Origin of the sequence: Falsiroseomonas algicola (assembly GCF_011040385.1) — a bacterium.
GTDB lineage: Bacteria > Pseudomonadota > Alphaproteobacteria > Acetobacterales > Acetobacteraceae > Falsiroseomonas > Falsiroseomonas algicola.
The window spans coordinates 216,642-236,696 of the sequence record NZ_JAAIKB010000002.1; the positions used below are offsets into that span (position 1 = coordinate 216,642).

Genomic DNA, 20,055 nt, shown 5'->3' on the forward strand with positions numbered 1-20,055 from the left:
ACCCCCACCCGGCATCGTCCTGCCCGTCCAGGACAGAAGAACGATGCCGAGCACCCTCTTCACCCCGATCACCCTCGCCGGCCGCACGCTTCGCAACCGCATCGCCTATGCCGCCATGTCCACGCGCTTCCCCGCGGGCGGCCGCGTCACCGACACGCTGGTGAACCACCTCGCCGCCCGCGCCGCCGGCGGCGCCGCGATGGTCATCACGGAGGCGCTCTGCGCGGCCCCCTCCGCCGCCACCCCCGTCCGCATCGCCGCCTATGACGACGCCACCCGCCCGGGCCTGGAGAAGCTGGCGGCCGCCATCGCCCGCCATGCCGCGCTCCCCATCGGCCAGCTCTGGCATGGCGGCAGCGCCCATCACGGCGCCCGGGGCCTCGATTCCGTCGGCGCCTCCCCCGTCGCGGACGGCATGTCCTGGACCGTCCCCCGCACCCTCACATCCGGGGAGATCGAGGGCCTGGTCGAGGACTACGCCGAAACCGCGCACCGCCTGCTCCGCGCCGGCTTCGCTGGGGTGGAGGTCTCCGCCGCCCATGGCTTCCTCCCCCTCCAGTTCCTCTCCCCCGTCACCAACCGCCGCACCGATGCCTGGGGCGGCGACGTCGCCGGCCGCACGCGCTTCACCCGCGCCATCCTCCGCGCCATCAGGGATCGCTGCGGCGCCGGCTTCGTCGTCGCGCTGAAGATGCCCGCGCATGACTTCGTCCCCGGCTCCATCGACCAGGCGGAGGCCGCGCGCCTCGTCGCCGCCATCGTCGCCGATGCGCCCCCGGACGTGCTGACCTTCAGCCAGGGCAGCCACGCCCATGGCTGGGCGCTGCATCGCCACGCGCCGGACATGCACGATCCCGTCGCGCCCTATCGCGACCTCGTCGCGGCGATGCGGGATGCCGCCGGTCCCGTGCCCATCGGTTTCATCGGCCGTGTGCCCACCCCCGCCATCGCGGAGGACCTGCTGGCGACCGGCACGGCCGACCTCATCATGCTGGCCCGCCCGCTGCTGGCCGACCCCTTCTGGCCCGCCAAGGCGGAGGCCAACCTGGCCGCCACTATCACCCCCTGCATCCACTGCAACACCTGCTGGGGGGAGATCCATCGCGGCGCCGCCATCGCCTGTTCCGTGAACCCGCATATCGGCACGCCGCGCGATGCCGCCCCCGCCGTGCCCCGCGCGCCTGCTGCCAAGCGCGTCGTCGTCGTGGGCGCCGGCATGGCCGGCCTCCAGGCCGCGACGGCCGCCGCCGAGCGCGGCCACGCCGTCACCCTCCTCGGCACGGGGCAGGGCGGTGCCGCCGCCCTGCATGCGCGCCTGCCCGGCTGCGGCGACATCGGCTTCGCCGTCGCGCAATCCATGCGGCGCGCCCGTGCCGCCGGCGTCGATTGCCGCCTCGGCGCCCCCGCCACGGCCGATGACGTGCTGGCGCTGCGCCCCGATGCCGTGGTGCTGGCCACCGGCGCCACCATGGTCCCGCCGCCCGGCTTCACGGACCAGGACGGCGCCGCGCTCGACATCCGCGCCGCCAGCCAGGCGCTGCTCGCCGATCCCGCCCGCCGCGGCAGCCTCGCCGTGGTCTTCGACATGGATGCGACCTCCGGCGCCTATGACGCCACGCTGCTGATCGCGTCCCGCTACGACCGCGTCATGCTGGTGACGCCGCGGGAGGTGATCGCGCGCGACAGCCCGGTGCTCACCATGCAGGCCATCCATCGCCGCCTGGCCGCCGCCAAGGTCTGGATCATGACCTGCCAGGAACCCATCCGCCTCTCGCGCGGCGCCCTCACGCTCCGCCATCTGCTGACGGGGGCGGAAACCGAGATTCCCGGCGTCACCCTCTTCGCCCATGCCACGCCGCGCACGCCGCGCGACGACCTCATGGCGCCGCTTCAGGCCGCCGGCGTGAAGGTGCGGGCGGTGGGCGATGCCCTCGCCCCCCGCCTGATGATGTCCGCTGTCCGCGAAGGCCAGGCGGCCGGGGAGGCCGCCTGATTCCCCGACCGCGCGTTCACCCAATCCGGCGACGCGCCGCCGTTATTCCCTGACCGCGCGGTCGCTCAATCCGCCCGCGCGCCCGACAGCTCCACCGCCCGCTTCCACTTCTCCAGCTCCCGCCGGTGGAAGGCCGTCGTGGTGGCGGGGTCGCTGCCCACCACCGTCGCCCCCAGATCCAGCAGCCGGTCCCGCACGCCGGGCCGGTTGAGGGAAGTCGCGATCTCCGCCGACAGGCGCTCGATGAAGGGCGCCGGCGTCCCCGTCGGCGCGAAGATGATCACCCACGCCGCGGCATCGAAGCCCAGCACCGTCTCCGCCACCGCCGGCACCTCGGGAATCTTGGGCGAGCGTTCGGCGGAGGTGACGCCGATCGGCCGCAGCTGGCCGCCCGAGAGGAAGCCGGGGAGGGAGGGCAAGCCCTCCACCGCCACCTGCACCTCCCCCTGCATCACCGCCTGCACCGCCTGGCTGCCGCCGCGGAACGGCACATGCACCATGTCGATCCCCGTCGCCGCCCGCAGCAGCTCCACCGCGAGGTGGGAGGTCGAGCCGGCGCCGGAGGAGCCGTAGTTCAGCGTCCCCGGCCTGGCCCGCGCCGCCGCCACCAGATCCCCGATGCTGCGGATCGGCCCGCTCGGGTTCACCACCACGACCTGGGGGAAGGACACGGTATGCGACACCGCCACGAAATCCCGCGTGGCGTCATAGGGCAGGGTGCGGAACAGGAAGGGGTTGATCCCCATGGTCCCGGGCGATCCGACCAGCAGCGTCTGCCCATCCGGCCGCGCCCGCGCGACGAACTCCGTGCCGATGTTCCCGGAAGCGCCGGTCCGGTTGTCCACCAGGAATTGCTGCCCGAGCCGCTCCGACAGATCGGCCGTGATCAGCCTGGCCACGACATCCACCGCCGAGCCCGGCGTGAAGGGATTGACCAGCCGCACGGGCCGATCGGGCCAACTCCCCTGCGCGAAGGCCCCCTTCAGCGCGGGCACGGCAAGGCTGGCGGCAAGCAGGCTGCGTCGAAACATCGTCAGGCACCCCCGGTTGGCGGCGGCAGTCCGCCGGCCCACGCGCCGCCTGTCAAGCGCCTGAAGCTCCCTCCCCCGCGCTTGCGGGGGAGGGCCGGGGTGGGGGTCCGCGTCACCAGTGATAGCAGCGCTACCACAAACAGATCAGTCACTTACCGCCTTCAGATCAGTGGGGAGGGCCTTGCCCTCCCCACACCCCACCCACCAGGGGCGAACCGCCCCTGGACCGTCTCCAGCCGCCTTCACACCACCGCCAACCCGCGCGATGGTCGCGGCCATGAACACGCATGACGTCCTTGTCGCCGGTGCCGGCGCCGCAGGCCTGGTCGCCGCCCTTGCCGCCGCCCACCACGGCGCCCGGACCCTCCTGCTCGATTCCGGCCAGCCCTCCACCTTCGCCACCTCCGGCGGCCTCTTCTCCGCCCCCGGCACGCGCTGGCAGCGCGAACTCGGGATCGAGGACAGCCCGGACCTCTTCATCGCCGATGTCCGCGCCAAGAACGGCGACACCGTGCCGGACCTGCTGCTGCGCACGGTCGCCGAACAGGCCGCCCCCGCCGCCGACTTCATCGATGGCCCCGCCGGCGTGCCCCTCCATCTCCACACCACCACCAACTGGCCCGGCCACGCGGTGAAGCGCCTGCACGCCACCGCCGGCGAAAGCGGCGCCGAATTCAACACCCTGCTCCGCGCCGCCCTCGCCCGCTTCCCCAACCTCACCTTCATCGAGGGCGCGGAAGTCACCGCCCTGCTGCCCGACATCACCGGCGCCGAATTCGTCCAGGACGGCACCACCCACCGCGTGGAGGCCGGCGCCACCATCCTCGCCACCGGCGGCTATGGCGGCGCGCCCGACCTCCTCGCCCGCTTCGCACCCCCCGCCCGCCACGCCGTCCATGCCGGCGGCGCCGGCTCCACCGGCTTCGGCGTGCGAATCTGCGCGGACCTCGGCGCGGAGATGCAATGCATGGACGCCTATCAGGGCCAGCCCCACGTCTCCCCGCATTTGATCGGCACGGTGCGGCCCCGCTTCGGCGCCTCGCTCCCCGCGCTCGGCTCGGTCATGGTCAACCGGGAGGGGCGGCGCTTCTGCGCGGAAGACATGGGCCCCAGCGAGATGACGGGCGTGCTCCTCTCCCAGCCCGAGGGCCGCGCCGTGGAGATCTGGGACGAACACGCGCAGCAGGCCGCCCAGGCCGGCGGCCCCTTCCGCCGCGCCGTCGAACTCGGCGCCATGACGCGCTGCGAGACCGTGGCCGAGATCGCCGCCCGCTTCGCCCTGCCGGAGTCCGTGCTGGCCGAGACCCTGTCCCACGCCGCCGCCTGCGCCCGCGGCGAGGCCACCGACCCCTTCGGCCGCCGCAACTGGAAGGCCCCGATCGCCGCCCCCTTCTACGCCGCCGAGATCACCGGCGCCCTCGCCCATACCCAGGGCGGCGCGCGCGTCGATGCGGTGGCGCGCGTGCTGCGCCCCGATGGCAGCCCGATCCCGCGCCTCTACGCCGCCGGTGGCGTCGCCTGCGGCATCAGCGGCACGGGCACCGCCGGCTACATCCCCGGCAACGGCCTGGCGCAGAGCTTCGCCCTCGGCTTCCTCGCGGGCCGCGCGGCCGCGGGCGCGTGACGGCACCGTCCCCCTGCATCCAGGTCTGCGTGCTGGACCGCGCGACCGGCCACTGCATCGGCTGCGGTCGGACGGGGGAGGAGATCGGCGCCTGGCCCTGGATGCCGGACGCCACGCGGGCCCGCCTGCTGGCGCAACTGCCCGCCCGCATCGCGGCGCTGGAGGCACGCGGCCTCCGCGGCGACCTCACGCCCCGGCTGCCACCGGCCTGACGCGGGGCTTGCGCGGAGGCTTTTGTTCCCGGTATGTTCAAGGCCACCAAGCGGCCCAATTGCGCCCGGACCGCCCCTGGGGAGGCAGCCCGGCGGCCTCGAAAATCGGTGCTAAACGCGCATAAACGGCATAATCGGCTAAATCGGCTTAGTGGCAAAAAAGCCACAGCCCCCAATTCACTCCGCGCGGATGTTGAACCGCCGCACCACCTCGGCATAGCGCGTCGCATCCTCCCGGATCGCGGCGGCCAGCACCTCCGGCCCCTCATCGGTCGGCTCCACGCCGAGTCCGGCGAAGCGCTCCGCCAGGTCCGGCCGCTTCGCCGCGGCGCGGCTGGCGGCGTTGATCCGGGCGATGATGGCGGGGTCCGTGCCCGCCGGCGCGACCAGCCCGTGCCAGCCCACCGCGGTGATGGCGCCGAGGCCGAGCTCACCCAGCGTCGGCACCTCCGGCAGCGCCGTGGTGCGGGCATCGGCGCTGACCACCAGGCCGCGCAGCCGCCCGCCGCGGACATGGTCGGTGACCGCGCCGATATTGATCATGACGCCCTGGAGGTGGCCGGAGAGCAGGTCGTTCACCGCCAGCGCCCCGCCGCGATAGGGCGCATGGGTCCAGGCACTGTCCGCGGCGCGGGAGAGCTGTTCCAGCAGCAGATGCGCGAGACTCCCATTGCCCGGCGTGCCCACCGCCGGCGGCTGGCGGCGGGAGGCCGCGAACCACTCGGCGAAATCCTTGGCCGGATGGTCCGCCCGCACCACCAGGATCTGCGGCACCCGCACCGTCCGGTGCACCGCCGCGAAGCCCAGCGGATCATAGCTCAGCCGCGGCGTCAGCGCGCCCGTGATGGACAGCGTGTCGGACCCCGCGAGCAGGGTGTAGCCGTCGGCCGGCGCCCGCGCCGCCGCGGCATAGCCGATATTGGACCCGCCGCCCGGCAGGTTCTCCACCGTCACAGACTGCCCCAGCGCCTCCCCGATCGCCCGCGCCGAGAGCCGCGCGACGATGTCCTGGCTGCCGCCCGGCGCCACGGGGACGATGAGGCGGATCGACCGCTCCGGCCAGCCCTGCGCGCGGGCGAGCCCCGGCGCGCAGAGCCCCGCGGCGGCAAGCCCGAGGAGGGAGCGGCGGCGAAGCGTGGCGGTGGCGGTCATGATCGGGTCCTCTGCCGGCGCAAATCACGCCGGGGCCCCGCAGATACAGTGACGCATGGTGAAAATCAAGAACGTCGCAAACAGCGACGTTCAATCGTGCTATTCCGCGTAGATCATCTTCCGCGTCATGCCCCCATCCACCACGAACTCCGCCCCGGTCACGAAGCCGGCCTCGGGCCCCACCAGCCAGGCAACCAGCCCCCCCACATCCTCCACCGTGCCGACGCGGCCCGCGGGGTGCTGGGTGTGGTCCTCCGGCCGCAATTCCGCGCCGGCGGTCGCGATCCAGCCCGGGCTGACGCAGTTCACCCGGATGGCCGGGCCGAGGCTGATGGCCAGCGCATGGGTCAGCGCCACCAGCCCGCCCTTGGACGCCGCATAGGCCTCCGTATCCGGCTCCGACTGCCGGGCCCGGGTGGAGGCGATGGTGACGATGGCACCCTCCTGCCGTCGCAGCAGGGGCGCCGAGGCGCGGGCCAGCAGGAAGGCCGCCGTCAGGTTGGTGCGGATCACCTGGTCCCAGACCGTTGGCGCCAGCTCCTCCGGCGGGCAGCGCCGCATGATGCCGGCATTGCTGATGACGGCATCGAGCCTTCCTTCGGTCGCCTCGATCCCGGCGACCAGGTCGGCGACGGCGGCGGGGTCGCCCACATCGGCGCGGACCATCCGCGCCGGGCCGGGCGGCCCGTCCTCGACATCGACGCCGACGACGCGGAAGCCATCCCGCGCCAGCCGTTCCACGATGCCTCGGCCGATGCCGCGCGCGGCACCCGTCACCAGCGCCACGCGATCCTTCATGCTCGTCGTCTCCGGTTGCCGCCCGGCAACGCGGCCGCCGGGCCGCTGGTTCAGGCGGCGCGGGCGCGGGCCAGCAGCGGCACCCGGCCGGGCAGGGACTGGCCCTTCGTCAGCGCCTCCAGCAGCGCCTCCGCCGGGGGCGCCCCCACCACCGGCACGGCCAGCTCGCGGAACTTGGCGGCCAGATCGGCATCGGTCAGCGGCGCGTCGGGGTCGCCCTTCCTTGTCGGCTGGAAGTGGTCCAGCACGCGCCCATCGGTGAGCGTGACGCGAAGCCGCGCCGCCCGCCGCGCCGGATAGGCGCTGGCGAGTTCCGGGTCGAGCGAGACGCTGACCCGCGGCATCACGGCCCGGATGCGCGGATCCGCCAGCCGTTCCGGCGTGAAGGCCGCGACCCGCACGCCGCCCAGCACGAGCAGGGCGCCGGCGCAGTATTGCAGGCTGAACCGCGCCTGCTGCTCGGTCGAGACTTCCGGCCTGTCGCAGATGTCCTTGGTCGGGCCATAGCCACCGACATGGATGGCCGCGACGTCATCGGCGCCGAAGCCATGCGCCGCCCGCAGCGCGTCCAGCCCATCGAGGGCCGCGAAGATGTGCCCGCAGCAGCCATGGTTCTTGAAGGTGATGCCGGTGATGAGCGGCACGGCCTCCCCCAGCCCGGCCAGGGCCTGGTCCCACTTGCCGGCATCCTCGCTGGTCGCGGCCGCGAAGCCGACCGGCCCGTGCAGCACGTCCAGCGCCCCGGTCACGCCGCCGGACGCCGCCAGCGCCGCCAGCGCACCGGCTTCCGCCGCATGTCCGGGATGCAAAGGCTTCGACATGCCCTCCCCCCGGAAGGCCTGCTGCAGCCCGCCCGCCATGGTCGCCGCCGTCGCGATGGCATGCGCCATCCGCGTGGCATCGAGGCCCAGCACCACGCCGGTGGAGACGGCGGCGCAGATCGTGCCGACCGTGCCGGTGATGTGCCAGTTGCGGTAATGGCTCGGCTGGATCGCGAGCCCGATGCGCCCGCCGACCTCATAGCCCGCCACCACGGCGCGAAGCAGCGTCTCCATCGACGCGCCCCGCGCCTGCGCCGCGGCCAGCGCGGCCGCGATGGTGGGCCCGCCCGGATGCAACCCGCTGTCGCGATGGATGTCGTCGAACTCCACCACATGGCTCGCGGTGGCGTTCAGCAGCGCCGCGTGGCGGATGCCCCCGGCCTCCCCATCGACGTAGCAGAAGGCGCCGCCGCCGCCGCGCTCGCTGGCCAGGGCCGAGGCCAGCAGCGTCGCCGGCGGCTGCAGGCAGCCCGGCAGCATGGCGGCGAACCAATCCAGCAGCGCGCGGCGCGCGTGATGCTCGACCTCGGCCGGCATCGGCGCCGTGCGCCAGGAAGCCGCGTAGTCGGCAAGCCGGATCAGGGGGTTGTCCATGGCCGTTCTCCTTTGCGCAGAGGCTAGCCCGTCATGCCACGCGCTGGAACACCGCCGCCATGTCCCGCCTGGCCCCCGCGAGGTAGCGGGCATGCCGCACGCTGCCCGGCAGCGCCGCCCATTCCCGGGCCTGGCCGCGCAGGAAGAAGGGCAACCGAGCGATCATCGCCGCATGGGCCTCGGCATCCGCCTCGATCGCCGCCATGGCGCCGGCAGTGATCTCCTCGAAGCGGACCAGCGCCAGCCCGGCCGCCATGCCCTCGCGCTCGAGCATCGCGGCATAGTGTTCCGCGCTCCATCCCGTGCCGGCCGAGAGCGAGAGGAAGGCCCCTGGTGCCATCACCCGCGCCGCCTCCCGCAGGAAGGCACCGGCGCCGACATTGGTCAGCGTGCCGATGCTGATGACGACGTCGAAGCGTCCATCCGGGAAGGGCAGCGCCTCGCCTCGCGCCCGCATCACCGTGACGCCCGCCGCCTCGCCCAGCCGCCGCCGTGCCGCGGCCACGGCGCTGCCGCTGGCATCGATCCCCGTCAGTGCGCTGCGCGGCCAGGCCGACCGCGCATAGAGCAGCCCGCCCCCCGCGCCGCAGCCGATCTCCAGCAGCCGCGCCGGTTCCCACACCAGCCCGGCCAGTTGGTCCAGCATCACGAAGTGGTAGAGGTTCGCCTGGGAAGGCGTGCCGCCGAGCCCTGGCAATTCCATCAGCTCCTGCGAGAGCGGCATCAGCCCCCCATTGAAGAAACCGCTGCCGGCCACGGCGGGGATGCGATAGGCGATCTCGTAGAGCGCGCGGTTCAGCGCGGCCCGGGCGCCATCCGGAAGCCTCGTCCGCAGCCGGCCGAGAAGATCATTGGGCGCCACGCCTAGAGCCAGCCGTTGCGGCGGAACAGCCAGTAGGGCAGCACGGCGGAGCCCACCATCAACCCGATCGCCATCGGATAGCCGAAGGCCCATTTCAGTTCCGGCATCACCTCGAAATTCATGCCGTAGACCGTGCCGACCAGGGTTGGCGGCAGGAAGAGGACGGAGGCGATGGTGAAGACGCGGATGATGCGGTTCTGTTCCGCATTGGTCAGGCCGAACAGCGCCTCCAGCACGAAGCTCAATTCGTTGGAGAGCTGCGCGTCGAACTCCGCCAGCGCACGGATGTCGCCCTCCATCGCGGCCAGGCGGCGCATCGCGGATTCCGGCAGCCCTTCCGCCGCATTCTGCCGGAAGAAGGCGAGCATGCGGCCGAGGCCAAGCAGGCTTTCCCGCAGCCTCGCCACCAGCGCATTGATGCGGCCCAGCCGCTTCACCAGGATACGGGAATCGATCGGCACCCGACGGGCCTTGCGGTCCGCATCCGCGAAGGCCTCCGCCGAGACGCGTTCCAGATCCGCCTGCGCGCCATCCAGCAACTGCGCCGCGCGATCGATGATCGTCTCGACCAGCGCGAGGAAGACAGTCTCCGGCCGTTCCCGCACCGCGGGCTCCCGCTTGCATTTCTGCACGAAGGCGCGGAAGGGCAGGGGATCGGAATCGCGCACCGTCACCAGCAGCGAGGAAGTCAGCACGAAGGTGACATCGGCCGCGACCGGCCGCCGTCCCTCCGAGACGCCGGCGACCACCGCCGCCGTCATCACCAGCGCGCCCTCCTCGATGTAGAGCCTGGCACTCTCCCCGATCGCGGCGGCCTCCGCCCGGGTCGGGATATCGAGCCCGACCAGGCGCTCCACCGCCGCTTCCTCCTGCGGCGTCGGGCTCTGCAGGTCGAGCCACAGCGCGCCCAGGGGAAGCGCACCCGCGGGAGCGTCTTCCTCCACATGCAGGTGGCCATCAAGGGCGGAGAAGGTGCGCAGCATGGGCGCCAGCATAGAACGGCGGCCGGGCGGCGAAAGGTGGTTGACGCTGGGCCGCGGAGCGGCCTAGCGTTCCGTATTCCGCAACCTTGGTTCCATTAAATGGAACTTCTACCGAAGGCGGCCCGGTGACGATCCTCGATGGCGCGGCGCAGGTCCTGCGCTGCTACGGCGCCGATTGCACGGAACTGACGGTCACCGACCTCGTCGGCCGGCTCGGCATGCCGAAGAGCAACGCATCCCGCCTGCTGCGCGCGATGCGGGACGCCGGGTTGTTGGAGAATGTCGGCGAGAGCAAGCGCTACCGCCCCGGCCTGCTGCTCGTGGATGTCGCGCGCGCCTATCGACGCTCCTCCTCCCTGATCGATCGCGCCGATGCGGTGGTGGCGGAGGTTTCCGCCAGCTGCGGCCATACGGGCTATGTCACGCTGCGCGCGGGGCTGGAGGTGACGGCGGTGACGGACCATCCCGGCAGCAACGCGCTTCGTGTCGCCTCCTCCATCGGCCGGCGCCTGCCGGCTTTCGCCAGCGCCACCGGCCGCAGCCTGCTGGCGCGGCTTGGCGATGCGGAGGTGCGGCGCCTCTACGCCGCGGGCTTCACGCCGCCGTCGCCGAATGCACCGCAGGATATCGAGGATCTGTTGCGGCGCCTCGCGGAAGTTCGGCGCCGCGGCTACGCGACCTCCCACGACGAAGGCAACCCCGGCGTCGGCGCCATCGCGGTGGCGGTGGCGGAACCCGAGACGGCGGAGGTGGTCAGCCTCTGCATCTCCTACCCCGCCGCCACGACCGATGCGGCGGAACGCCGCGACATCGCGCGCGCGCTGCTGGACGGCGCCGCGCGCATCGGCGCCATCACCGGCGATGCCGCACACCGCCTCGTGAAGCGCAGCGCCTGAAGGAAGAATGAGCATGGACACCGCACGCTGGCGCATCGGCTTCGATATCGGCGGCACCTTCACCGACTTCGTGCTGGTCGATGCGAAGGACGGCCAGGTGACGCTCCACAAGCGCCTGACCACGCCGCATGACCCCTCCGAGGCCGCGCTGAAGGGGCTGGAGGAGCTGGTCGCGCTGCGCGGCATCGCGCTGCCCGAGGTCAGCGAGATCGTGCACGGCACCACGCTGGTCACGAACGCGATCATCGAACGTCGCGGCGCGAAGCTCGGCCTGATCACGACGGAGGGTTTCCGCGACATCCTGGAGATGGGCACGGAACAGCGCTACGACATCTACGACCTGTTCCTTCAGTTCCCGCAGCCGCTGGTGCCGCGCGACCTCCGGCTCGAGGTCGCGGAGCGGATGGATGCGCAAGGCGCGGTCGTCACGGCGCTGGACGCCGCGGCGGTGGAGCGCGCGGCGGATGCGCTGGTCGCCGCGGGCTGCCAGGCCATCGCGGTGGCCTTCCTGCATGCCTATGCCAATCCGGCGCATGAGCGGGAGGCGGCGGCGCTGATCCGCGCGCGGCATCCCGGCATCGCGGTATCGATGTCGTCCGGCGTGGTGGCGGAGATGGGCGAATACCAGCGCATCGTCACCACCTGCGCCAATGCCTATGTCCAGCCGCTGATGCAGGGCTACCTGGCGCGGCTGCATGGCGCGCTCTCGGCCCGCGGCTATGACGGCCCGCTGCGGCTGATGCATTCCGCGGGCGGCCTCGTCTCGCTGGAGACGGCGCGCGAGGTGCCGATCCGGCTGCTGGAAAGCGGGCCCGCCGGCGGGGGCCTGGCGACGGCGCTGTTCGGCGCGCTGGCGGGCAAGCCCGACGTCATCAGCTTCGACATGGGCGGGACGACGGCCAAGGCCTGCATGATCGAGGATGGCCGCGCGGAAGTGGCGCCGCTGCTGGAAGCCGCGCGGCTGCAGCGCTTCACGCGCGGATCGGGCCTGCCGATCAAGGCGCCAGCGATCGAGATGATCGAGATCGGCGCCGGCGGCGGCTCCATCGCCGCGATCGACGAGGTGGGGCTGCTGAAGGTGGGCCCGCATTCCGCGGGATCGGACCCCGGCCCCGCCTGCTACGGCATGGGCGGCACGAAGCCGACCGTCACGGATGCCAATCTCGTGCTCGGCTACTACGATCCCGGCTTCTTCCTCGGCGGGCGGATGACGCTCGATCTGGAGGCGGCGCGCCGCGCCGTCGCCACCGTCGCCACGCCGCTCGGCCTCTCCATCGAGGAAGCGGCCTGGGGCATCCACAAGGTGGTGGTGGAGAGCATGGCCGCCGCGGCCCGCGTCCACCTGGTGGAGAAGGGCAAGGACCCGCGCCACTACGCCATGGTCGGCTTCGGTGGCGCCGGCCCCGCCCATGCCGCCGATGTTGCACGCGCCATGGGCGTGACGGAGGTGATCGTCCCGCCAGCCTCCGGCGCCGCCTCCGCCCTCGGCTTCCTTGCCGCGCCGCTCTCCTTCGACGGCGCGCGCAGCCTGCGCTGCGAGTTCCGCGACGGTTTCGACAGCGACGCCATCAATGCGTTGCTGGCCGCGCTGGAGGAGGAGGGCCGCGCGCGCCTCACGGAGGCTGGCATCGCCGCGGGTGACGTGGTGGTCGAGCGCAGCGCCGATATGCGCCTGGTCGGCCAGATGCACGACATCAGCGTGAAGCTGCCGGCCGGCCGCATCGACGCGGCTTCGCTGCCGGCGATCCGGGAGAGCTTCGCGCGCGCCTATTCGGCGCGCTACACCATGGTGCCCGATGGCGCGCGGATCGAAGCGGTGAATTTCCGTGTCCGCTCCGCCGGGCCCACGCCGGTGCTGCCGCTGGCCGGCGCCGCCGGCGGAGCCGCCACCACGCATCTCAAGGGCCGTCGCCGCGCCTGGTTCGCCGATGGCGCGACGGAGGCGACGGTGCATGACCGCTACGCGCTGCGCCCCGGCGAGGTCGTGGAAGGCCCCGCCATCATCGAGGAGCGGGAGAGCACGACCATCATCGCGCCGGGCGACCGCGTGACGGTGGATGGCAGCCTCAACCTCCGCATCGCCGTTGCCCAGCCGCGCGCCGCCGCGACGCTGGTGGCCGCGACGATGGACCGGGCGGAAGCGGTGCGCCGCATCGCCGCCGATCCCATCGGGCTCGAGATCATGTGGTCCCGCCTGGTGAACGTGGTGGAGGAGATGTGGCTGACGGTCTGCCGCACGGCCTTCTCCCTCGTGATCTCCGAAAGCCAGGACTTCGCCTGCGAATTGCTGGACCATCGCGGCGAACCGCTGGCCCACAGCCCGCGTGCCATGCCGGTCTTCAACCTGACGCTGCCGCGCGCGGTGAAGGCGCTGCTGGAACGCTACCCCGCGGAGACGCTGAAGCCCGGCGACGTGCTGGTCACCAACGATCCCTGGCTCTGCGCCGGGCACCTCTTCGACATCGCGGTGGTCACGCCGGTCTTCCGCCAGGGCGTGCTGGTGGGGCTGATGGGCACGGTCGGCCATGTCTCCGACATCGGCGGCACGAAGGATTCGATGCGGGCGCGGGAGATCTATGAGGAAGGCTTCCAGATCCCGCCGATGAAGCTGGTGGAGGAAGGCCGCCCCAACGAGACTCTGTTCCGCCTGCTCGCCGAGAATGTGCGCAACGGCGACCAGGTCGTGGGCGACGTGAACTCCTTCATCACCGCCAACGCCATCGGCGCGGAGCGGCTGCTGTCCTTCATGGACGATTACGGCATGGAGGAACTGGGCGCGCTGGCGGAAGTGGTGCAGGGGTTGTCGGAGAAGGCGATGCGCGACGCCATCCGCGCGCTGCCCGACGGCACCTACCGCTCCACCATCTGCAACAACCCCTTCGGCAAGCTGGTCGAATACCCCGTCGCCATCACGGTGAAGGGCGACGAGATGGTGATCGACTTCGCCGGCGCGCCGCCGCAGATGGCGCAGGGCGGGCTGAACTGCACCATGAACTACACGGCGGCGCATGCGACCTATCCGCTGAAATGCATGCTGACACCGGGTGTGCGCGGCAATGCCGGCTGCTACCGTCCCTTCACGGTGCTGGCGCCCGAGGGATCGATCCTCAACTGCACCAAGCCGGCCTCGGTGAACATCCGCACGCGCACGGGCTGGTACCTGGCGCCGGTGATCTTCCGGGCGCTTGAAGATGCGGCGCCGCGCCAGGTGCAGGCCTTCACGGGCCTCGCGGTGGCGGCGACGATCTACGGCCAGGACGCGTCGGGGCGCTTCTATTCGGACATGCTGTTCTGCGGCGGCGGGCAGGGCGGATCGGATCGCGGCGACGGGCTTTCCACCATGCTCTGGCCGACCTCGGCCTCCAACACCTCGATCGAGTTGCTGGAAAGCCGCGTGCCGGTGCTGGTGATCAGCAAGCGCTTCGATGTGGATAGCGGCGGCGCCGGGCGGCACCGTGGCGGGCTCGGCCAGAGCGTGCGGCTGCGCAAGCGGCTCGATGACGGGCGGCCGACGCTGGTCTCCGTCTATCCCGAGGGCGTGCGCAACCCGATCCCGGGCCTGGCCGGCGGCCTGCCGGGCGGCGGCGCGCAGGGCCGCGTGCTGGATGCCGAGGGACGGGAACTGCGCGATTGCGGCACGGGGCAGCTCGTGGAACTGACGCGCACCGACGAAATCGTCGAACTCACCCTTGCAGGCGGCGCCGGCTATGGCGACCCTGCGCAGCGTGATCCGGCGCAGCTGGCACGGGACGTGGCGCTGGGCTTCGTCTCGCCGCAGGCGGCGCAACGGGACTATGGGAAGGCGATGGCGGCGGAAGCGGCCGCGTGAAGGAGAGGGGCATGATCGATCCGATTTCCGCCGCGCTGTCGCGGCGCGCATTGCTGGCGACGGCTGCGGGCGCACTCGGCGCGCTGGCGCTGCCGGCGGGTGCCTTCGCCCAGCAGGGCGGCCGGCGAATCCTGGTGATCGCGTCCAACCAGGACATCCCGAATTTCGATCCGCATATCGCGACGGGCTATTCCGCCAGCATGCTGCTGCGGAACACCTATGACAGCCTGGTGCGGGTGGAGGGCAATCCGCCGCGCCCGGTGCCGCATCTCGCGGCCTCCTGGACCGTCTCCGCCGATGGCCTGACCTACGAATTCAAGCTGGACCCGGCGGCGAAGTTCCAGGATGGCAGCGCAGTGACGGCGGAGGATGTGGTCTATTCCTTCCACCGCCTCATTCGCCTCAACCGCGGCAATGCCTGGATGATCCAGGGCGTCGTGACGCCGGAGGGCGTCACGGCCGTGGATGCCGGCACCGTTCGCTTCACGCTGGCGAAGCCCTTCTCGGCCTTCCTGCAGGTTCTGCCCTGGGCCTGGATCGTCTCCAAGAAGCAGGTCGAGGCCAATCTCGGCAGCGATGACGGCCAGACCTTCCTCCGCTCCAACCTCGCCTCCTCCGGCGCCTTCCGCGTCCGCCGCGCGGAGGCCGGCAACCTCTATGAGCTCGAGCGCGTGGCCAATGCCTGGAAGCCCGGCGGCGGCAATCTGACCGGCGCCATCTGGCGCATCGTGCGGGAGACGGCGACGCAGCGCCTGCAGCTCCAGCGCGGCGAGGCGCATATCGCCGTCGACCTGACCAGCGAGGACATGGACGCGCTGCGCGACCGTCCCGGCATCGTCCGCGTGATTGAGCCGGAGTATCGCACCTTCTCCATCAAGCTCAACACGCGGCATGGCGCGCTGATGGATGTGGAGCTGCGCAAGGCGATCAGCTACGCCACCAACTACCAGGCCATCGCGGATGCGGCGGGCTATGCGGACCTCATGGTCGGCCCGCTCCCCAACGGCATCCTCGGCCATGATCCGAACCTTGCCGTCTATCGCACGGATCTGGCGAAAGCGCGGGAACACCTGGCGCGTTCGCGCAGCCCGAATGGCGGCATCAAGCTGACCATGGTGCATGTCGCGGGTCTGGACCAGCAGCGGCGCTGGGCGCTCATCATGCTCGACAGCCTGAAGCAGCTGAACATCGAGCTGGAAATCCGCCCGATGAACTGGCCGGACATGGTCGCGGCCTGCCGATCGCCCGAGACCTTCCCGGACCTCTTCCCGGTCTACCAGACCGCCAATTACGGCGACCCCGACAACATCGCCTTCGCCGCCTACCATTCGTCGCGCAACGGCAACTGGCAGAACGCCGTCTATAACAGCCCGGAAGTGGATGCGCTGATCGAGGCCGGGCGGTCGGAGCCGGACGAGGCGAAGCGCATCGCCATCTATCGCCAGTTCCAGGAGAAGGTGGTGGCGGATGCGCCGGACATCTTCGGCGTGCTGGAACGCCGCAAGCTGGCGCTGCGCGACAATGTCCAGGGCTTCCGCTTCGTCCCCGTCGCGTCCAACGCGATCGAGGTCGCGGGGCTGTCGCTGCGATGAGGCAGGCGGCAGGGAGCACCGCATGATCCGCTTCCTGCTGCGGCGCCTGCTGCTGACGGTGCCGGTGCTGCTCGGGCTCACGGTGCTGGTCTTCATCATCGGCCGGATGCTGCCGGGCGACCCGGTGGCGCTGGCCGCCGGGCCGAATGCGAGCGCGGCGGAGATCGCCGATGTCGCGCGCGAATTCGGCCTGGATCGCCCGCTGCTGACGCAATACGGCAGCTACCTGTCGGGCCTGCTGCGTGGTGATTTCGGCGTCTCCATCTTCACGCGCCGGCCTGTGGCGGAGGACCTCGCGGCCTTCCTGCCGGCAACGCTGGAACTCGTCTTCGCTGCGATGTTCATCGCGGTCGCGGTCGGGCTGCCGATGGGGCTTGCCACCGCGGTGTGGCGCGACCGCTGGCCGGATGCGGTGTCGCGCGTCGCGGCTCTCGGCGCCATCTCCATGCCGCGCTTCTTCCTCGGGCTGCTGCTGCAGCTGGGCTTCGCCATGTGGCTCGGCTGGCTGCCGCTGTCCGGCCGCTTCCCGATCACGGAGGATCCGCCACCCTGGGTGACGGGCTTCCTGACGATCGATTCGCTGATGGCCGGTGATCTGTATGCCTTCGGCGTGGCTTGCCAGCACCTGCTGCTGCCGGCGCTCGCCATGTCGCTCTCGCCGCTCGCCACCATCATGCGCATGATGCGCGCCTCGACGCTGGAGGTGCTGCAGCAGGATTATGTGCTGACGGAACGCGCGCTCGGCCTCTCCCGCTCGCTGATCCTGTTCAAGTATGTCAGCCGCAACGCGGTGGCGGCGACGCTGACGGTGATCGGCCTCTATTTCGGCTGGCTGCTCGGCGGCACGGTGCTGGTGGAGACGGTGTTCGACTGGCCCGGCATCGGCCTCTACGCGACGAAATCCGTGGTGTCGCAGGACTTCATGCCGGTCATCGGCGTGACGCTGGTGATCGGCACCATCTTCGTCGTCTCCAACCTGCTCGTCGATGTCGCGCAGGGCCTGGTCAATCCGCGGGTGCGCGTGGAATGAGCGCGACGGTCGCCCCGCGTCAGGCCCTCCGGCGCGCTGCCTATCGCTTCTCCCGCAGCTGGCTCTCCGTGCTCGGCCTGGTGATGGTCGTGGGGCTGCTGCTGCTGGCCGTGGCGGGACCTTGGCTCGCGCCCTTCCCGGAGCATGTCGCGGGCAGCGTCAACACCGCGGCGCGCTTCCGTCCGCCCTCGCTGGCGCATCCCTTCGGCACGAATGAGGTCGGGCAGGATGTGCTGTCCCTCGTCATGGCCGGTGCGCAAGTCTCCATCGTGGCGGGGCTCGCGGTGGTGCTGCTGGGCACCGCATTCGGCACCGTGATCGGCGCCATCGCCGGCTATGCGGGCGGCTGGGTGGATGAGGTGCTGATGCGCCTGGCCGACCTGAAGCTCACCATTCCCGGCCTGATGCTGGCCATGGCGGTGGCCGCGGCGCTGGGCGCCGGCATGGCCAACATGGTCTTCGCCATCGCGCTGTCCTGGTGGCCCGGCTATGCGCGGCTTGTGCGCGCGGAGGTCATGGCGCGGAAGGAGGAGATGTTCGTCACCGCCGCCCGCGCCATCGGCGCTTCCGGCGCGCGCATCCTGTTCCGTCACATCCTGCCCAACGTGGCCACGCCGGTGATCGTGAAGATGTCGCTCGACATGGGCTTCGCGATCCTGACCGTCGCCTCGCTCGGCTTCATCGGCATCGGCGTGCGGCCGCCGACCCCGGAATGGGGCGCCATGCTCTCCGTCGCGCGGGGCTACATGCCGGATTTCTGGTGGATGGCGCTGGCGCCCGGCATGGCGATCTTCGTCGCCGTCTTCGGCTTCAACCTGCTCGGCGATGGCTTGCGCGACCTCTTCGATCCGAGGGCGCGGCGATGACGGCGCTGCTGGAGATACAGGGCCTGCACCTCGGCATGCAGTCCTTCGACGGAGAGGCGCATGTCCTCAACGGCATCGACCTCACCATCAATCGCGGCGAGATCTGGGGCGTGGTGGGGGAGACGGGCTGCGGCAAGTCGCTGACCGGGCTTTCCGTCTCTCGCCTCGTGCCCACGCCGCCCGCGCGCTACCGCGCCGGCCGCATCCTGTTCGAGGGGCAGGATGTGCTTTCGATGCCGGAGAGCGAGTTGCGGAAGCTGCGCGGCCGCCGCATCGGGATGATCTTCCAGGACCCGACGACGAACCTCAACCCGAGCTTCCGCATCGGCGACCAGCTGGTCGATGTCGCGCTCGCCGCAGCGCGCCACAGCGAACGAACCACGCGCGTCGCGGCACGGGACCTGGCGGCGCGGATGCTGGACAAGGTCGGCATCCCCAACGCGGCCTCACGGCTCGACGACTATCCGCACCAGTTCTCCGGCGGCATGCGCCAGCGCGTGTTGATCGCCATGGCGCTCATCGGGCAACCATCGCTGCTGATCGCGGATGAACCCACCACCGCGCTCGATGTCTCCGTCCAGGCGCAGGTGCTGGCGTTGCTGAAGGGCATGGTGGCGGAGACCGGGATGGCGGTGATGCTCATCACCCACAATCTCGGCGTCGTGGCGCAAAGCTGTACCCATGTCGCCGTCATGTATGCCGGCAATATCGTGGAGAGCGGCCGCGTCGCGCAGGTGATCCGCCGGCCCGCGCATCCCTACACCCAGGCGCTGCTGGCCGCGATCCCCACGCGCCATGTCGCGCGTGGCGCGCTGCAGGGGCTGGCCGGCAGCGTGCCGGATCTGCTGGCGCCACCGCCCGGTTGCCGCTTCGCGCCGCGCTGTGCTCATGCAAGCGCGGCCTGCGCCACGCTGCCTGCGACGGTCGCGGTGGAGGGTGGCCATCGCGTCGCCTGCGTGCTTGCCCATGCTTGAGATTGAGGGCCTGACCAAGACCTTCATGCGCGGCGGGCTGCTACGGAAATCCGCGCCGGTGACGGCGCTGCGCGATGTCTCGCTCACCGTCGCGAAGGGCGAGAGCTTCGGCCTGGTCGGTGAATCCGGCTCCGGCAAGTCCACGCTCGCGCGCTGCATCCTGCGGCTGGACCAGCCGACCAGCGGCCGCATCCTGTTCGAGGGCCAGGACATGGCGCGCCTCTCTCCCGCCGCCATGCGTCGGCTGCGCGCGCGCATCCAGGTGGTCTGGCAGGACCCCTACGCCTCGCTCAACCCGCGCATGTCCGTGCATGACATCGTGACGGAGCCGCTGGTGGTGCACCGCGCCGCCATCGGCCTCGACTCGCGCGGCCGGACGGAGCGCGCGGCGCGCATCCTGGCGCAGGTGGGGCTCGGTCCGCAGCACCTGCACCGCTACCCCCATGAGTTCAGCGGCGGCCAGCGCCAGCGCATCGGCATCGCCCGCGCGCTGGTGACGGAGCCCGCGCTGCTGCTGCTGGACGAACCGACCAGCGCGCTCGATGTCTCCGTGCAGGCGCAGGTGCTGAACCTCCTGGTCGATCTCCAGGCCCGGCTCGGCCTGACCTACTTCTTCATCAGCCATGACCTTTCCGTCATCCGCTATATCTGCGACCGTGTCGCCCTGCTGCACCGGGGCGAGCTGGTGGAGCAGGGGCCGACGGACACGATCTTCGATGCGCCGCGGCATGAGGTGACGCGCACGCTGCTGGCGGCCATGCCGGAAGTGGTGGTGCCCGACTGAGACAGAGGAGGGGA

The 20,055-nt window shown here is 71.4% G+C and carries 16 protein-coding genes; 10 read left to right on the forward strand and 6 right to left on the reverse strand.

From position 1 onward, the window contains the following. Positions 1 to 43 precede the first annotated feature (43 nt). Positions 44 to 1,993, forward strand: a complete 1,950-nt coding sequence (locus G3576_RS06355) for an oxidoreductase (RefSeq protein ID WP_164693515.1) — start codon at positions 44 to 46, stop codon at positions 1,991 to 1,993. Between the two features lie 65 nt (positions 1,994 to 2,058). Here G3576_RS06355 and G3576_RS06360 read toward each other — a convergent pair whose 3' ends face one another. Further along, positions 2,059 to 3,024: a Bug family tripartite tricarboxylate transporter substrate binding protein gene (locus G3576_RS06360; RefSeq protein WP_164693516.1), complete on the reverse strand. Its 966-nt coding sequence runs from the start codon at positions 3,022 to 3,024 to the stop codon at positions 2,059 to 2,061. Between the two features lie 277 nt (positions 3,025 to 3,301). On the opposite strand from G3576_RS06360, the gene G3576_RS06365 reads away from it, so the two are divergent. Both G3576_RS06365 and G3576_RS32205 read left to right on the forward strand, forming a co-directional pair. Then, positions 3,302 to 4,648, forward strand: coding sequence for an FAD-dependent oxidoreductase (locus tag G3576_RS06365; protein WP_164693517.1), 1,347 nt, complete (start codon positions 3,302 to 3,304; stop codon positions 4,646 to 4,648). Beyond that, on the forward strand, positions 4,645 to 4,860 hold the full coding sequence (locus G3576_RS32205; RefSeq protein ID WP_164693518.1) for a DUF1289 domain-containing protein: 216 nt from the start codon (positions 4,645 to 4,647) through the stop codon (positions 4,858 to 4,860). Before G3576_RS06365 ends, G3576_RS32205 begins: the two co-directional genes overlap by 4 nt. 177 nt (positions 4,861 to 5,037) lie before the next feature. Here the strand turns inward: G3576_RS32205 and G3576_RS06375 are convergent, their stop codons facing one another. The 5 genes from G3576_RS06375 to G3576_RS06395 all read right to left on the reverse strand — a co-directional run bounded on the left by G3576_RS06375 (position 5,038) and on the right by G3576_RS06395 (position 10,070). After that, on the reverse strand, positions 5,038 to 6,012 hold the full coding sequence (locus G3576_RS06375; protein ID WP_164693519.1) for a Bug family tripartite tricarboxylate transporter substrate binding protein: 975 nt from the start codon (positions 6,010 to 6,012) through the stop codon (positions 5,038 to 5,040). A 99-nt stretch (positions 6,013 to 6,111) separates the two neighbouring features. Next, positions 6,112 to 6,810: an SDR family oxidoreductase gene (locus G3576_RS06380; protein WP_164693520.1), complete on the reverse strand. Its 699-nt coding sequence runs from the start codon at positions 6,808 to 6,810 to the stop codon at positions 6,112 to 6,114. Positions 6,811 to 6,860: 50 nt separating this feature from the next. Continuing rightward, positions 6,861 to 8,225, reverse strand: a complete 1,365-nt coding sequence (locus G3576_RS06385) for an MmgE/PrpD family protein (protein ID WP_164693521.1) — start codon at positions 8,223 to 8,225, stop codon at positions 6,861 to 6,863. A 31-nt stretch (positions 8,226 to 8,256) separates the two neighbouring features. Beyond that, entirely contained in the window at positions 8,257 to 9,087 is an 831-nt protein-coding gene (locus G3576_RS06390) for a class I SAM-dependent methyltransferase (RefSeq protein WP_164693522.1), read from the reverse strand. Positions 9,088 to 9,089: 2 nt separating this feature from the next. Further along, positions 9,090 to 10,070, reverse strand: a complete 981-nt coding sequence (locus G3576_RS06395) for a magnesium transporter CorA family protein (RefSeq protein WP_164693523.1) — start codon at positions 10,068 to 10,070, stop codon at positions 9,090 to 9,092. Between the two features lie 125 nt (positions 10,071 to 10,195). Between G3576_RS06395 and G3576_RS06400 the strand changes: the two genes are divergently transcribed. The 7 genes from G3576_RS06400 to G3576_RS06430 are packed head-to-tail and all read left to right on the forward strand — an operon-like array spanning position 10,196 to position 20,041. Further along, positions 10,196 to 10,966, forward strand: coding sequence for an IclR family transcriptional regulator (locus tag G3576_RS06400; RefSeq protein WP_164693524.1), 771 nt, complete (start codon positions 10,196 to 10,198; stop codon positions 10,964 to 10,966). A 13-nt stretch (positions 10,967 to 10,979) separates the two neighbouring features. After that, on the forward strand, positions 10,980 to 14,795 hold the full coding sequence (locus G3576_RS06405) for a hydantoinase B/oxoprolinase family protein (protein ID WP_235951549.1): 3,816 nt from the start codon (positions 10,980 to 10,982) through the stop codon (positions 14,793 to 14,795). Between the two features lie 11 nt (positions 14,796 to 14,806). Then, positions 14,807 to 16,387, forward strand: coding sequence for an ABC transporter substrate-binding protein (locus tag G3576_RS06410; RefSeq protein WP_164693526.1), 1,581 nt, complete (start codon positions 14,807 to 14,809; stop codon positions 16,385 to 16,387). A 22-nt stretch (positions 16,388 to 16,409) separates the two neighbouring features. Next, positions 16,410 to 17,417, forward strand: a complete 1,008-nt coding sequence (locus tag G3576_RS06415) for an ABC transporter permease (protein WP_164693527.1) — start codon at positions 16,410 to 16,412, stop codon at positions 17,415 to 17,417. Beyond that, a complete protein-coding gene (locus tag G3576_RS06420; protein WP_164693528.1) occupies positions 17,414 to 18,283 on the forward strand; it encodes an ABC transporter permease in 870 nt (289 codons plus the stop codon). The genes G3576_RS06415 and G3576_RS06420 overlap by 4 nt, the downstream gene beginning before the upstream one ends. Beyond that, positions 18,280 to 19,257: an ABC transporter ATP-binding protein gene (locus G3576_RS06425; protein ID WP_164693529.1), complete on the forward strand. Its 978-nt coding sequence runs from the start codon at positions 18,280 to 18,282 to the stop codon at positions 19,255 to 19,257. Before G3576_RS06420 ends, G3576_RS06425 begins: the two co-directional genes overlap by 4 nt. Then, positions 19,250 to 20,041: an ATP-binding cassette domain-containing protein gene (locus G3576_RS06430; RefSeq protein WP_164693530.1), complete on the forward strand. Its 792-nt coding sequence runs from the start codon at positions 19,250 to 19,252 to the stop codon at positions 20,039 to 20,041. The genes G3576_RS06425 and G3576_RS06430 overlap by 8 nt, the downstream gene beginning before the upstream one ends. The last annotated feature ends 14 nt before the right edge of the window (positions 20,042 to 20,055 follow it).

Bases quoted from the DNA above. Each gene is read 5' to 3' on its own strand.
- G3576_RS06365 (WP_164693517.1), top strand. From the start codon at position 3,302: ATGAACACGCATGACGTCCTTGTCGCCGGTGCCGGCGCCGCAGGCCTG.
- G3576_RS06425 (WP_164693529.1), top strand. From the start codon at position 18,280: ATGACGGCGCTGCTGGAGATACAGGGCCTGCACCTCGGCATGCAGTCC.
- G3576_RS06385 (WP_164693521.1), bottom strand. From the start codon at position 8,225: ATGGACAACCCCCTGATCCGGCTTGCCGACTACGCGGCTTCCTGGCGC.
- G3576_RS06420 (WP_164693528.1), top strand. From the start codon at position 17,414: ATGAGCGCGACGGTCGCCCCGCGTCAGGCCCTCCGGCGCGCTGCCTAT.
- G3576_RS06355 (WP_164693515.1), top strand. From the start codon at position 44: ATGCCGAGCACCCTCTTCACCCCGATCACCCTCGCCGGCCGCACGCTT.
- G3576_RS06415 (WP_164693527.1), top strand. From the start codon at position 16,410: ATGATCCGCTTCCTGCTGCGGCGCCTGCTGCTGACGGTGCCGGTGCTG.
- G3576_RS06380 (WP_164693520.1), bottom strand. From the start codon at position 6,810: ATGAAGGATCGCGTGGCGCTGGTGACGGGTGCCGCGCGCGGCATCGGC.
- G3576_RS06360 (WP_164693516.1), bottom strand. From the start codon at position 3,024: ATGTTTCGACGCAGCCTGCTTGCCGCCAGCCTTGCCGTGCCCGCGCTG.
- G3576_RS06375 (WP_164693519.1), bottom strand. From the start codon at position 6,012: ATGACCGCCACCGCCACGCTTCGCCGCCGCTCCCTCCTCGGGCTTGCC.
- G3576_RS06430 (WP_164693530.1), top strand. From the start codon at position 19,250: ATGCTTGAGATTGAGGGCCTGACCAAGACCTTCATGCGCGGCGGGCTG.
- G3576_RS06395 (WP_164693523.1), bottom strand. From the start codon at position 10,070: ATGCTGCGCACCTTCTCCGCCCTTGATGGCCACCTGCATGTGGAGGAA.
- G3576_RS06405 (WP_235951549.1), top strand. From the start codon at position 10,980: ATGGACACCGCACGCTGGCGCATCGGCTTCGATATCGGCGGCACCTTC.
- G3576_RS06410 (WP_164693526.1), top strand. From the start codon at position 14,807: ATGATCGATCCGATTTCCGCCGCGCTGTCGCGGCGCGCATTGCTGGCG.